Origin of the sequence: Anaerococcus lactolyticus ATCC 51172, assembly GCF_000156575.1 — a bacterium.
GTDB lineage: Bacteria > Bacillota > Clostridia > Tissierellales > Peptoniphilaceae > Anaerococcus > Anaerococcus lactolyticus.
Genome location: NZ_GG666045.1, coordinates 213563 through 226934, shown reverse-complemented (window position 1 = coordinate 226934; position 13372 = coordinate 213563). Strand labels below are relative to the sequence as shown.

Here is a 13372-nt window from a genome sequence, read left to right as displayed (position 1 = left end):
TCACCTCAATTTTATATTAAGGTCCTCAAGCGCCTTATCATCTACCATAGTTGGTGCTTCTGTAAGAGGACATGTTGCAGATTGAGTTTTAGGAAATGCAATTATATCCTTGATATTATCAGTTTTTGCAAATAACATTAATAATCTGTCAAGGCCATAAGCTAAACCTGCATGTGGTGGTGTACCATATTGAAGAGCTTCAATGAAGAAACCAAATTTAATTTTAATATCCTCATCACTTAGCTTAAGTGCTTCAAATACTTTCTTTTGAAGATCAGAATTATTTATTCTAACTGATCCTCCACCCATTTCATCACCATTTATAACAATATCATATGCTTGAGTTCTTACCTTTTCTGGTTGGGTTAAAAGCAAGTCAATATCTTCCTCGTTTGGCATTGTGAATGGATGGTGTTGTGCTACATACCTATCTTCTTCTTCGCTGTATTCAAACATTGGGAAGTTCACAACCCAAGTTAAAGCGTATTCTTTTTCATAAAGGTTATTATCTTTAGCTATCTTAACTCTTAAAGCTCCTAGACCTTCGAGAACAGTCTTATCTTTATCTGCAGCAAGGAAAATTAAATCTCCATCTTTGGCGTCTAATTTTTCTTTCAAACCATTAATAACATCATCTGTTAGGAATTTTTTGATTGATGATTGCATTTCATTATTAAATTTAATATAAGATAAACCTTTTAAACCATAATCTTTTACAAAATCTGTTAATTTATCTAATTGTTTTCTAGAATACTTATCCTCAAGACCTGTAAAGTTAATAGCTCTTACAGACCTACCATCACCAGTATTATCAGCGAATACTTTAAATTCACTTCCAACGAAAATTTCAGATACATCTTTAATTTTATATCCATATCTTAAATCTGGCTTATCAGACCCATAAGATTCCATAGCTTCACTATAGTCCATTCTATTTATAGGTAATTTTAAATCATAGTCAGTATAAGTATCAAATAAAACCTTTAAAAGTCCTTCATTCATCGCAATTACATCATCTTGATTAGAAAAACTCATTTCTAAGTCAAGTTGTGTAAATTCTGGTTGTCTATTTGCTCTTAAATCTTCATCCCTAAAGCATTTTACAACTTGGAAGTACCTATCTAATGATCCTATCATTAAAATTTGCTTTAATAATTGTGGTGATTGTGGTAAGGCATAAAATTTACCAGCATTTATCCTTGATGGAACTAAATAGTCTCTCGCTCCTTCTGGAGTAGGTTTTGTTAAAAATGGAGTTTCTACTTCGGTGAAGTCATTTTCGTAAAAATATTCTCTCATTGTTCTAACAATATCAGACCTAAGCTTTAGATTTCTTTGAACTGAAGGTTTTCTCATATCGAGATACCTATATTTTAGCCTTAAATTTTCGCTTACATCATCGTCGTCTTTTATATAAATTGGTGGAGTTTTAGCCTTATCAAGTATATTTATCTTATCTGCAATAATTTCAATATCACCAGTAGGAATATCAGGATTTTTGCTTTCTCTTTCAAAAACCTTGCCCTTAACTTCAAGAACATACTCTTGAGAGATTTCGCGAGCCTTTTCATAATTATCCTTATCATCATCTCTAATTACGATTTGACTTATACCAGTTTTATCCCTTAAATCTATAAATACTAGGGATCCTAGATTACGTTTTTTAGCAACCCATCCCATTAATACAACTTCCTTGCCTAAGTCTGAACTTCTTAAGCTACCACACATATGTGTTCTTTTAAATTCCATATTGCCTCCAATTAATGTAAAAAAGGATTATTATCTAATTCAAATCCCAAAATGCTTTCTTCGTTATGTCCAGGATAAATCTTAGAGTTCCTATCTAGTTTACCCAATTTATTTATTATAGAATCTTTAATTTCATCAAAAGACCCTCCAGGAAAATCTGTTCTTCCTACAGAAAGTCTAAACAAAGTATCCCCTGTAAATATTACATCGCCTAGGATATAAGACATAGAATCTATTGTATGTCCTGGCGTTTTTATAGCCTTGATATTATACTTACTAAATACTTCTCCGTCCTTTAGATAATGATCTATTGGTACTTCTAAATTACTTATATGATAAGCTAAATTAAAATTAGGATTTTCTGCAACTTCCTTTGAATCCTCAGATGCATACACATCTACATTAAACTTATCCTTATAATATTTAAGCCCTGTAACATGATCAAAATGTGTATGAGTGAGTATTATAAATTCTATTTTTATTTTATTGTCTTCTATAAACTTATCAAGAGCACTTGAAGGGTAGGGACAATCAACTATAAATCCTTTACCATTCTCATGAACAAGGTAAGAATTTGTCATAACTGGTCCAAGGGTAAACCTATTAATAATCATTAAAAAATCCTTTCACTATCTAGAATAATTGTTACAGGTCCATCATTGATAAGACTTACTTCCATATGTGCCTGAAATTTACCGGTTTTTACTGTAAAACCTTCGCTTATTAATTCATCACTAAGTCTTTCGTAATAATTATTAGCCTTCTCTAACCCTGCTGACATAGTAAATGATGGCCTATTGCCTTTTCTAGCATCACCATAGAGGGTAAATTGACTAACCAAGAGAATTTCTCCTCCCGTATCCTTAATGCTTAAGTTCAATTTCCCATCTTCGTCTTCAAATATTCTTAAATTCGATATTTTCTTTTTTATATATGCAAGATCATCATCGTCATCTGTCTGTTTAACAGCAAGTAGAACCAAATATCCATTTCCTATTTCAGAAATTAATTCATTTTCTACTTTAACACTTGCTCTTTTAACTTTTTGTATAATTGCTCTCATTAACTTTTCACCCTAAATACATCTGAAACTGTTTTGATTGTTTTTAATTTCTTAATTACATTGTCTAATTGTTCTGTACTGCTAACCTCAATAACCAAATCCATTATTCCGGAATCACTGTCTGTTCTTGCATTGATGCTTAGGATATTTACGTCAAATGTTGACATCATTTTTGAGACTTCAAATAGAATTGAAGGACCGTTTGCAGATATTATTTGAATTTTAACTGGGAACTTATCAGTGGATAGATTTTGCCAATAAACATCGATTAATCTCTCTGGAGATTTTGAATTTATAATGTTTGGACAAGACTTAACGTGGACAGAAATACCATTACCCTTAGTTATAAAACCAATAATCGGATCACCAGGAACAGGTGTACAACATTTGGCAAATTTAACTTCTACATCTTCATCAAGATCTGATACCCTTATTTCATTAGTAACTTGGGTATTTATTTCTTTTTTGTTAATATCCAAAGGACTGCTTATTTCTTTTTTCTTAAGCTCTTCCTTATCTTTCCTAATTAACTTCTGACTAACTTGCTCAGCAGTAGTTTTTCCATAACCAACTGAAGCATACATTTCATCTTCAGATGGAAAACCTAAATCGCTAGCAATCTCTGCTAGCCACTCATCTTTAAGCAAGTACCTATAATTTTGTTTATATTTCTTAAGATCACGCGCCACAGAAGATTTCCCAATTTCAATATTGTCTTCTTTGTCATAACGCTTAAAATATTGTTTTATCTTTGACTTGGCTTGGTTGCTTTTTACAATATTTAACCAATCCCTACTAGGACCTTGAGAATTTTTACTAGTAATTATCTCAACTAAATCCCCCGTCTTAAGTGGTTGAGTTATTGGTACCATCCTACCATTTACTTTGGCACCCACACAAGAATTGCCAACTTCTGTATGAATTTTATAGGCAAAATCTATTGAACAGGAGTTAATAGGAAGCGAATAAACTTCACCAGTTGGAGAATACACATAAATTTCTCTTGAGAAAAAGTCTGTCTTAAGAGTCTCCATGAACTCTTCATTATTTACATCCTTACCACCTTCTTGTTGCCATTCAACAATTTGCCTTAAAAAGCTCATAGCATCATCGAAATCCGAAGTAGTTTTCTTATTTTCCTTATAACGCCAATGGGCTGCAACACCAAATTCACACTCCCTATGCATTTTTCGTGTACGAATTTGAACCTCAAAAGGCTTAGAGTCATCACCAAAAACAGTAGTGTGAAGCGACCTATATCCATTTGGTTTAGGTTGACCTATATAATCTTTAATCCTATTAGGAATTGGTCTCCATAAAGAGTGAACCTTTCCCAAAACAGCATAACATTCAGCTATGGTATCCACCAAGACCCTAATAGCTGTAAGATCATATATTTCCTCAAAAGCAATCTTATTTCTCTCCATTTTTTTATTAATAGAGTACAAAGACTTAGGTCTACCAGATATTTCAAAATTTATATTTGTTGAATCCAGAGCTTTTGTTAATGTATCAATTATTTCATTGATATAATTTTCCCTCTCACGTCTTTTTACGTTTACCATTTCAGCAAGTTCATAATATTTTTCTGGTTCTTGATACCTAAAACATAGGTCTTCTAACTCCCATTTTAGGGAGTAAATACCAAGCCTATGTGCAAGTGGAACATATATTTCTATAGTTTCATTTGCTTTTTGCAATTGCTTTTCTCTAGTCATATACTCAAGAGTACGCATATTGTGAAGTCTATCAGCAAGTTTAATAAGGACCACCCTTACATCATTTGCCATGGCCATAACCATTTTTCTTATATTTTCAGCTTGTTTTTCTTCTTTTGAAGTATAATTTATATTTTTTAGTTTAGTTACTCCATCAACTAGAAAAGTAATTTCTTCACCAAACTCAGCCTTCATTTCATCTCTTGTAACGTCTGTATCTTCAAGAACATCATGCATAAGACCTGCACATATAGTTTCATCATCAAGCTTCATATCAGATAAATTAGATGCCACTGCAATCGGATGGATAAAATAATCTTCGCCTGAATTTCTCTTTTGTCCATTATGGTGGAGAACGCCAAAGTCATAAGCTTTTTTTATAAGGTCTATATTAGCGTGGGGATTATTTTTTAAAATAAGTTCTTTAAATTTTATAAATTCTTTATTAAAATCAGTTGCCATAAAATCACCTAATATCTAATAATTTTAACTGTAAAGTCCTATTACCCCTAAACTCATTAACATCAGGGTAGTAAACTATATCAATTTTTTTGCCTAAGATATCACCGTCAAACTTTTCCTTCAAATAGTTGTAGTCATCTTCTGCTTGAAATTTAATTGCATTATAGTAATTTCCATTTTGAAAAAGGGATAATCTTAATGTGTTTTTATCTTTGCCTATCATAGATATGGCAGCTATATCAACGCCTTTATTGGCAAAAATAGGTCTCGAATTATCTTTGCCATAAGGTTTAAACCTATCTAAGCTTTCTGCAAATTCTAATGATAATTTTGATATTGGAATTTGAGTATCTATGTTAATTGATTGCTCTTTATCAGTACTTGTAAGCTTCGAATTTCTATTTAAAAATATTCTAAACTTATCTATCTCATCTATCTTTATAGAAAGACCACAGGCCATAGGATGACCACCAAAAGATTCAAGCTTATCATCGTATGGTGAAATTTGTTCAAACATATTATAAGCTGGTATAGATCTTCCTGAACCTTTCGCAATACCTTCTTCCTTAGCATTTGTAAGGATAATAGTTGGCCTATAATATTTTTCCTTAATTCTACCAGCTACAATTCCACATATAGATTCATTTATGTCTGGCGCATACACAACGATAACATCATCTTTGTCGTATGAATTTTCTTTTATAAGTTCTATGATTTTATTAAATGCAGTTTCAGTTAAAGATTTCCTTTCGTTGTTTAATTTAACTAAATCACTCGCCATATCATAAATTTTATCAATATCTTCTTCTATCAGTAAATCTATAGCAAGCTTAGCGCTCTTAAGCCTGCCTGTTGAATTCATCAATGGGCCCAAAATAAAACCAAGAGTGTATTCATCGACGTCCTTATCCCACCCAGCTTCATCTAACAATGCTTTAAGGCCAATCTTTTCTGTTTCATTTAATCTCTTAAGTCCTTCAATAACAAAAATCCTATTTTCATCCGTCAATGAAACGATATCACAAACTGTGCCCATAGCGACATATTCTAATAGGGAATATAAATAATAATCATCTCCATCTAATTTTTGATAGAGCCCTTGTATTAATTTAAAGCTAACTCCTGCCCCACATAAATCATCAAATGGATATGTAGAATCTAGTCTTTTGGGGTTTATAACAGCGTCAGCATTCGGTAGGATTTGATTGAGCCACTCATCATTTTCTTCTTTGTGAATTTGATGGTGGTCTGTTACTATAACATTTATCCCAGCATTTTTCAAATTATCTATTTGTTCAAAGCCAGTTATACCATTATCACAAGTGATAACCAATGAAACCTTATCCTCAATAGCCTTATCACTCATTTTTGAGGAAATTCCATAACCTTCATCAACCCTATGGGGAATATCATAAGAAATATTGTCATAATAAAATAAAAGACCATCCATAAGGGTCATAACTGATGCTATCCCATCCTGGTCATAATCTCCAAATATTCTTATCTCTCCACCATTCTTCATAGTATCAATAATCAGTTCTACAGCCTTATCCATATCATTTAATAAAAAAGGATCGTGTAGTTTGCTTAAACTAGGATTCAAATACATATCAACTTTGCTTGGGCTAATAATATCTCGATTTCCTAAAATAAGAGCATCGAGTTTAGTAATGTTTCCTAATTTAAGATTATTTATATAATTTTGTTTTTTGTTATAAAGAAACCAATTTGCCATATCTACCTTTCTAATAAATTATACTCTTTAATTGAGCATTATTAAAGAAAAAGAGGCTCTCGCCCCTATTCTAAAATATTATCTATATATGACTTTTCAATAGTGATAGTAGATGTATTATCAACATCTCCTGTAATCAATATCACTTCATTTTTATTTATTTTTGCAACATACCCAATAATTCCTGATTTAGTAATAACTTTAGTGGATACTTTAAGGTTATCATTAACAAAAATTTCTCTATTTTTATCTTTTCTGTAATCATTCACATTTGTAAAATAAAAACATACAGCTAGGATAATTAATATAATATATTCAAGTCGCATTAGTAACCATATTTCTCATAAAATTCTTTTTTGTAATCAAGAAAAGAGTCATTCATGATAGCTTCTCTTATATTTTCACACATTTTTAGTAAAAAATATAGGTTATGGTAGCTTAATAATCTTGCGCCTAAAATCTCTTTAGCATTTACCAAGTGTCTTAAATATGCTCTTGAGTGATTTTTACATGTATAGCAATCACATTCTGGATCAAGCGGCGAAAAATCTTCTTTATAAGTTGCATTTTTTATGACAACTCTTCCATGAGAAGTTATTGCAGTACCGTTCCTAGCTATCCTTGTTGGTAAAACACAATCTGCCATATCTATACCAGCCTGAAAAGATTCAAAAAGATAATCAGGGGTACCAACTCCCATATTATATCTTGGCTTATCTTCAGGTAGTAGTGGAGTAGTAAAGTTAAGAATATCAATCATTTCTTCCTTTGTCTCGCCGACAGAAAGACCTCCGATAGAATATCCATCAAAGTTCATGGCAACTGTCTCTCTAGCGGAAATTTCTCTTAGATCTTTAAACATTCCACCTTGGACTATCCCAAAAAGTGATTGGTCTGGGTGAGAATTTGCCTTATGGTAATCAAGACCTCTCTGTGCCCATCTTAGTGTTCTTTCCATTGAGTTTTTAACATAATCATAACTAGCATTTGCATCAACACACTCATCAAAACTCATCATTATATCTGAATGAATATCATTTTGAATCTCTATTGACTTTTCAGGAGTAAAAAAATGTTTCGAGCCATCAATATGAGATCTAAACATAACTCCTTCCTCGCTAATTTTTCTATTGTCAGCAAGAGAAAAAACTTGAAACCCACCAGAATCTGTAAGTATTGGTCTATCCCAATTCATAAATTTATGGAGACCGCCAGCTTTTTTCATTATATCCATACCCGGTTTTAAGTATAGGTGGTAGGTGTTTCCTAAGATAATCTTAGCATCCATTTCTTTTAGGTCATCTACTGTCATTGTTTTAACAGTTCCAACTGTACCTACCGGCATAAATATAGGTGTTGGTATATCTCCACTAGCAGTATGAATTACACCCACTCTCGCATTAGTATATTTATCTTTTTTTATTAGTTCGTATTTTAAAGGCATTTATCCTCCTATTTTATGAACATACAATCCCCGAAGGAGAAAAATCTATATTTCTTATTAACAGCATCTTTATAGGCATCTAAAATTATATCCTTGCTTGTAAAGGCAGCTATTAACATTATTAATGTTGATTTAGGTAGGTGGAAATTAGTGATAATTGCATCGACTACCTTAAATTCAAAACCAGGGTAAATAAAAATATCTGTCCAACCTGAATCGGCACAAATTTTATTATTTTTTTTGTATACAGACTCCAAGGTTCTAATAGAAGTAGTACCTACAGCGATTATTCTTCTACCTTCGCTTTTAGCTTCATTTAGTATCTTTGAAGTCTCTTCGCTAAGGGTGTAAAACTCAGAATGCATTTTGTGATTAGTGATTTCATCCTCATTTACAGGTCTAAAGGTACCAAGTCCAACATTTAGGGTTAGGTAGGCAAGTTTCACTCCCTTTTCTTCAATTTTTTCTAATAATTCCTTTGTAAAGTGCAGACCAGCAGTAGGTGCAGCAACAGAACCAGGATTTTTAGAATAAACTGTTTGATAGTCTTCATTATCCTTTAGTTTTTCTTTTATATATGGGGGAAGCGGCATATTTCCTAATCGGTCTAAAATTTCATTAAAAATACCTTCATAATAAAATTCTACAATCCTATTTCCATCATCTTTAACATCCACTACCTTACAAGATAAGTCATCAGAAAATATTACTTCTGTGCCTATTTTCATTTTTTTACCAGGTCTAACAAGGACTTCCCACTTAGCTCCTTCAGTATTGTTTAGTAAGAAAACCTCAATTTTTTCTTCTTTTTCAGGCCTGTGTCCAAAAAGTCTAGCTGGGATTACCCTTGTATCATTCATAACCAGTACGTCTCCAGCTTTTAAATAATCTATTATTTCAAAAAAATATTTATCTTCTCTTTCACCACTTTTTCTATCTAATACCATCATCCTAGCTTCATCTCTTTTGCTTGTAGGATGTTGAGCTATTAATTCTTCTGGTAAATAATAATCAAATTCACTTGTTCTCATCTATTCCTCGTATTTTAATCCATAGTGCTCGTAGGCTTTTCTAGTTAGAACCCTGCCCCTTGGTGTTCTTGATATAAATCCAATTTGTAGCAAATAAGGTTCGTAAACATCTTCTATTGTGACATTTTCTATACCTGTTGATGCTGCAATTGTATCCACACCTACTGGACCACCCGCAAAGTTTTCATACATAGTAAGTATTATTTTTTTATCCATCGTATCTAGGCCCATTGGATCTATTTCCAGTAATTCTAGACCTTTTCTACTTGTTTCATAGTCAATCTTATCATCAGCTTTTACAATAGCATAGTCTCTGACTCTTTTCAATAACCTATTTGCAATTCTTGGTGTGCCTCTTGACCTTTTCGCAATCTCAATTGCACCCTTATCATCAATAGGTATATCTAAAATATTTGCAGATCTTTTTACTATTGTGGTCAAGTCGTTGCTATTATATAAATTTAAGGATAAAAGTACCCCAAACCTATCTCTTAAAGGAGCAGATAGCATACCGGCTCGAGTTGTAGCTCCAATAAGGGTAAACTTTTCAAGATCAATCCTTATTGACTGTGCATTTGGTCCCTTGCCTACAATAATATCTAGGACAAAGTCCTCCATAGCCGAATATAAAATTTCTTCTACAGACCTATTTATCCTGTGGATTTCGTCGATAAATAATACATCGCCCTCAGCAAGGTTTGTCAGAATCGAAGCAAGGTCAGAAGGTTTTTCTATAGCTGGTCCACTTGTTACGCGCAAATTAACTCCAAGTTCATTGGCAATTATTGTAGATAATGTGGTCTTGCCTAAACCAGGAGGTCCTTGGAGAAGTACGTGGTCTAGTGGCTCTTCCCTAGAAAGTGAGGACTTAATAAAGATATCAAGCTTCTCCTTAACCTTATCTTGACCAATATAGTCCCTTAACCATTTTGGTCTTATGGAATTTTCTTGTCTAAGATCTTCGATTTGCTCATTAGATCCTACTATCCTTGTGTTCTCATCAAACATTTAACCACCTAAATTAGTCTTTTTAGACTTTCTTTAATCAGCCCTTCAAGGCTTAAATCAGTATCCTTTAATTCATTTAAAACTCTGGCTACATCATTTTCCATATAACCCAAATTTTTAAGAGCTTCTCTAGCTACTTCTATATCATTATTTTTAACCGGATTTACTTTTTCAACCTTATCTAAATCTGGTATTGCCATCTTCTTAACTTTATCAACTAGCTCAAGTATTATCCTTGAAGCAGTTTTTTTGCCAATACCCTTAGCATCGGTTAATTTATCAATATCATTATTGACTATTGCAAGTTTAATTTCATCTGCACTTATAGATGATAGCATGCCTATGGCAATTTTTGGTCCAATAGACGAAACTGAGATTAATAATAAAAACATCTCAAGTTCATCTTTCGAATAAAAACCATAAAGAGAAATGTCATCTTCCCTAACTTGCATTGATGTGTAAATCTTATATTCGTTATTTATTTGAATGTTCGAAAGACTTGTTAGAGTAGAATTTATATAATAACCAATATTGTTAGTTTCAATTATAAATCCTTCTTCATTTATAGCCTTTACATCACCTTTTATGTAAGAAATCATTAATTCATCCTATATTGTTCTTTAAATCTTTGACTAAGCACATGACAAAGTGCTACCGATAAAGCATCTGCGGCGTCATCAGGTTTTGGAATCTCCTTTAAATTTAGTAAAGTTGTGATTGTAAGCTGCATTTGCTGTTTGTCAGCTCTTCCATAACCTGTAATAGCCTGTTTGATTTGTAGTGGTGTGTACTCATATATATCTAAGCCATTATCTTGAGCACATAAAACTTGAACACCTCTTGCATGACCGACAGTTATGGCAGTCTTTACATTTTGATTAAAAAATAATTCTTCTATTGCAAATTCGTCTGGCTTAAATTCCTTGATAATTTTATCTAAGTTATCATACAAAATTTTAAGTCTTTCAGGTGTTCTTGTTTTAGATGAAGTTGTAACCACTCCATTTTCTAATACTTTAACCTTATTTGATTTAAATTCAACCACTCCGTAGCCCATGATGGCTATGCCTGGATCTATTCCTAATACTATCATAAACAAAATAAAAAGGGCTTATTTAGCCCTATTGATACCTTTCAAATACTTCTCTTATTAAACCCCTGTAGTAATACTCGGCATATGTATCAACTATGGACCTATATAGGTAGTTGATTGTTTTCTCGTATATTTTTTGAGTTTGTTTGCTTGTAATATCTTCTGTAAAAATACTCTGTGTATTAAATGTAAGCTGCTTGTGAGTTAAAATGTCTATATCGTAGATTTTTCTCTTAAGTACAAGGTCAGAAAAATTATATAAATCGCGTCTGAGGCAAGCAATTAATTCTCTATCAGATATAATTGCTTCTTTCATTATGTTGCCAATTTTTAAAATTTCCTTATCGTCTCTATTATAAAAAAGATTTGTACTGTCAAGCAAAAAATCAACTCCAAAGGCTTCTATCATTAAAAATTCTAACCTATCAATTGCTTTTTTTGATTTAAATGCTCTAAACTGTGCTTTAATTGAAATAAGGTATTCGTACCTATCTATGTCACTTCCAATATTTCTACTCAAACTATTGATTATTTCATCAATATCTACAAGGTTCCAGAAATATTTCTTTAAATTCTTAAAGCAATAATCCTTTGTATAGTAAGAATGCTTAGAGAAATTAATAAAATTTCTATCGTATAACAAAGACATAAGTGTGTTTAAAGAGTATATATCTTTATCTACTAAATAATTATATTCAAGTTTTTCAATTACTGGAATAGTCTTCCTTAATTCTGCCTTCATTATTCTACCTCGACTACTATTTTAACATAAAAACAAAGTCTTTTATTTAGATATATTTTTTTAGAAAAGAAAAAAAGCTAAAGCAAAGGTAAAAATATTCATCAATAACTTATTAATGAATATTTTGCTGTTAATTTTAGCTTCTATTCAAGAACTAAATTTAAAAAAATTCATTAAAAAAATTTTAAAATTTTAAAAATTCGACCGATAAATCTTTGAGAGCAAAATTATAATTTACATCCTTCCTCTCAATATTTATTACAGCCTTACTTCTTAATTCATCATCCTTATATAAATTCTCTATAAGCTCGAATGACGGATTTATTGCATGTGGATTACCAACAAGTTGAAACATTGTAATATCACCATTAGTATCACCATAGGCAAAGGATTTTTCTAAATCAATATCATATTTTTCTTTAAGTTTACTAACAGCAGAAAGTTTACTTTCACCATCCCACATAGGTATTACTTTACCAGTAAATTTATTATTTTCATCAAAAACATAGGTAGTAGATATAGAGTCAGTTGCCTTATAAAGTTTAGAAAAATCATTAACTAAAAAGTCTGGAGATCCTGAAATAAAGAATATTAGGTAACCCTCTTCTATATGCTTATTTACTGCATTTCTTGTAATGTTATAAACCTTATCTTTATTTTCGGCAAGAACTATTTGGGCGTACTTATCTACAATTTCCTTATCAAGACCAATCATAGCTTTTTGATAGGCCAGTGCAGACTTATTTAAATAATCTTCATAAGCACCGAACCTATTTTCATATTTGCTAAATAAAGGGCCTATTTCATCAGTCCATATTTTTCTTTCAAGAATTCCATCATCTACTAGTTTTAAGAAGTGCTCTATAAGCAAAGAATTTCTAAAAAGTGTTCCATCTATATCAAAAAAAGCTGCTTTAGTCATTTTTTTTCCTTTTTGTTTTTCTTCGAGCTCTAAAATAATTTTTCCCGTTTGAAGAATTCTCTAATATGTCATCCTTATTATTGCCGTTAAATTTCATATTTAACTTAATGGATGTCATAAGGTCAATAATAAAACCAACACAGATGCCTACTAGGGATGTTGCTCCTAAAAAAATAGCTATCCATGATGTATTAAGTCCCATTGGAGTATTAAAAATGCTTATCGAATAAAACCCAATAATGAGCGCAGCAACACCTATTATTAATGATGGTAGATACTTAAGTATTTTTTTACTATTAATGTAGTGAATTATTATAGTAATAATGACATTCATCAAAGCAAGTATAGGTAATATAGCAAGTCTTGAAGAATATTCACTTATTAAATTTATTAAACCTGACATCT

At 31.6% G+C, this 13372-nt stretch carries 14 protein-coding genes; all 14 read right to left on the bottom strand.

Going from position 1 to position 13372, the window contains the following annotated elements:
* Positions 1 to 1749: an aspartate--tRNA ligase gene (gene aspS, locus HMPREF0072_RS03645; protein ID WP_004827462.1), complete on the bottom strand. Its 1749-nt coding sequence runs from the start codon at positions 1747 to 1749 to the stop codon at positions 1 to 3.
* A gap of 11 nt (positions 1750 to 1760) precedes the next feature.
* Positions 1761 to 2363, bottom strand: coding sequence for an MBL fold metallo-hydrolase (locus HMPREF0072_RS03640; RefSeq protein WP_004827461.1), 603 nt, complete (start codon positions 2361 to 2363; stop codon positions 1761 to 1763).
* On the bottom strand, positions 2363 to 2812 hold the full coding sequence (dtd, locus tag HMPREF0072_RS03635) for a D-aminoacyl-tRNA deacylase (RefSeq protein WP_004827460.1): 450 nt from the start codon (positions 2810 to 2812) through the stop codon (positions 2363 to 2365). Before dtd ends, HMPREF0072_RS03640 begins: the two co-directional genes overlap by 1 nt.
* Positions 2812 to 4992, bottom strand: coding sequence for a RelA/SpoT family protein (locus HMPREF0072_RS03630; protein WP_004827459.1), 2181 nt, complete (start codon positions 4990 to 4992; stop codon positions 2812 to 2814). The genes dtd and HMPREF0072_RS03630 overlap by 1 nt, the downstream gene beginning before the upstream one ends.
* 4 nt (positions 4993 to 4996) lie before the next feature.
* Positions 4997 to 6727: a single-stranded-DNA-specific exonuclease RecJ gene (gene recJ, locus HMPREF0072_RS03625; RefSeq protein WP_004827458.1), complete on the bottom strand. Its 1731-nt coding sequence runs from the start codon at positions 6725 to 6727 to the stop codon at positions 4997 to 4999.
* Positions 6728 to 6792: 65 nt separating this feature from the next.
* The gene (gene yajC, locus HMPREF0072_RS03620) at positions 6793 to 7053 is read right to left on the bottom strand and encodes a preprotein translocase subunit YajC (protein ID WP_004827457.1); all 261 of its coding nucleotides are present in this window, start codon (positions 7051 to 7053) and stop codon (positions 6793 to 6795) included.
* Positions 7053 to 8171, bottom strand: a complete 1119-nt coding sequence (tgt, locus tag HMPREF0072_RS03615) for a tRNA guanosine(34) transglycosylase Tgt (RefSeq protein WP_004827456.1) — start codon at positions 8169 to 8171, stop codon at positions 7053 to 7055. Before tgt ends, yajC begins: the two co-directional genes overlap by 1 nt.
* A gap of 8 nt (positions 8172 to 8179) precedes the next feature.
* Positions 8180 to 9202 (bottom strand): tRNA preQ1(34) S-adenosylmethionine ribosyltransferase-isomerase QueA, encoded by a 1023-nt coding sequence (gene queA / locus HMPREF0072_RS03610; RefSeq protein WP_004827455.1) that lies wholly within the window; start codon positions 9200 to 9202, stop codon positions 8180 to 8182.
* Complete coding sequence (ruvB, locus tag HMPREF0072_RS03605; protein WP_004827454.1) at positions 9203 to 10210, bottom strand: Holliday junction branch migration DNA helicase RuvB; 1008 nt, start codon at positions 10208 to 10210, stop codon at positions 9203 to 9205.
* 8 nt (positions 10211 to 10218) lie between these two features.
* Entirely contained in the window at positions 10219 to 10809 is a 591-nt protein-coding gene (gene ruvA / locus HMPREF0072_RS03600) for a Holliday junction branch migration protein RuvA (protein ID WP_004827453.1), read from the bottom strand.
* Positions 10809 to 11303, bottom strand: a complete 495-nt coding sequence (gene ruvC, locus HMPREF0072_RS03595; RefSeq protein ID WP_004827452.1) for a crossover junction endodeoxyribonuclease RuvC — start codon at positions 11301 to 11303, stop codon at positions 10809 to 10811. Before ruvC ends, ruvA begins: the two co-directional genes overlap by 1 nt.
* A gap of 28 nt (positions 11304 to 11331) precedes the next feature.
* Positions 11332 to 12045, bottom strand: coding sequence for a hypothetical protein (locus HMPREF0072_RS03590; protein ID WP_004827451.1), 714 nt, complete (start codon positions 12043 to 12045; stop codon positions 11332 to 11334).
* Between the two features lie 184 nt (positions 12046 to 12229).
* A complete protein-coding gene (locus HMPREF0072_RS03585; RefSeq protein ID WP_004827450.1) occupies positions 12230 to 12967 on the bottom strand; it encodes an HAD family hydrolase in 738 nt (245 codons plus the stop codon).
* Positions 12960 to 13370, bottom strand: a complete 411-nt coding sequence (locus HMPREF0072_RS03580) for a hypothetical protein (RefSeq protein ID WP_004827449.1) — start codon at positions 13368 to 13370, stop codon at positions 12960 to 12962. Before HMPREF0072_RS03580 ends, HMPREF0072_RS03585 begins: the two co-directional genes overlap by 8 nt.
* Positions 13371 to 13372: the final 2 nt, after the last annotated feature.

Coding starts and splice junctions, on each gene's coding strand:
- ruvB (WP_004827454.1), bottom strand. CDS start 10,210: ATGTTTGATGAGAACACAAGGATAGTAGGATCTAATGAGCAAATCGAA.
- recJ (WP_004827458.1), bottom strand. CDS start 6,727: ATGGCAAATTGGTTTCTTTATAACAAAAAACAAAATTATATAAATAAT.
- HMPREF0072_RS03585 (WP_004827450.1), bottom strand. CDS start 12,967: ATGACTAAAGCAGCTTTTTTTGATATAGATGGAACACTTTTTAGAAAT.
- tgt (WP_004827456.1), bottom strand. CDS start 8,171: ATGCCTTTAAAATACGAACTAATAAAAAAAGATAAATATACTAATGCG.
- HMPREF0072_RS03590 (WP_004827451.1), bottom strand. CDS start 12,045: ATGAAGGCAGAATTAAGGAAGACTATTCCAGTAATTGAAAAACTTGAA.
- HMPREF0072_RS03630 (WP_004827459.1), bottom strand. CDS start 4,992: ATGGCAACTGATTTTAATAAAGAATTTATAAAATTTAAAGAACTTATT.
- ruvC (WP_004827452.1), bottom strand. CDS start 11,303: ATGATAGTATTAGGAATAGATCCAGGCATAGCCATCATGGGCTACGGA.
- HMPREF0072_RS03580 (WP_004827449.1), bottom strand. CDS start 13,370: ATGTCAGGTTTAATAAATTTAATAAGTGAATATTCTTCAAGACTTGCT.
- HMPREF0072_RS03640 (WP_004827461.1), bottom strand. CDS start 2,363: ATGATTATTAATAGGTTTACCCTTGGACCAGTTATGACAAATTCTTAC.
- ruvA (WP_004827453.1), bottom strand. CDS start 10,809: ATGATTTCTTACATAAAAGGTGATGTAAAGGCTATAAATGAAGAAGGA.
- dtd (WP_004827460.1), bottom strand. CDS start 2,812: ATGAGAGCAATTATACAAAAAGTTAAAAGAGCAAGTGTTAAAGTAGAA.
- aspS (WP_004827462.1), bottom strand. CDS start 1,749: ATGGAATTTAAAAGAACACATATGTGTGGTAGCTTAAGAAGTTCAGAC.
- queA (WP_004827455.1), bottom strand. CDS start 9,202: ATGAGAACAAGTGAATTTGATTATTATTTACCAGAAGAATTAATAGCT.
- yajC (WP_004827457.1), bottom strand. CDS start 7,053: ATGCGACTTGAATATATTATATTAATTATCCTAGCTGTATGTTTTTAT.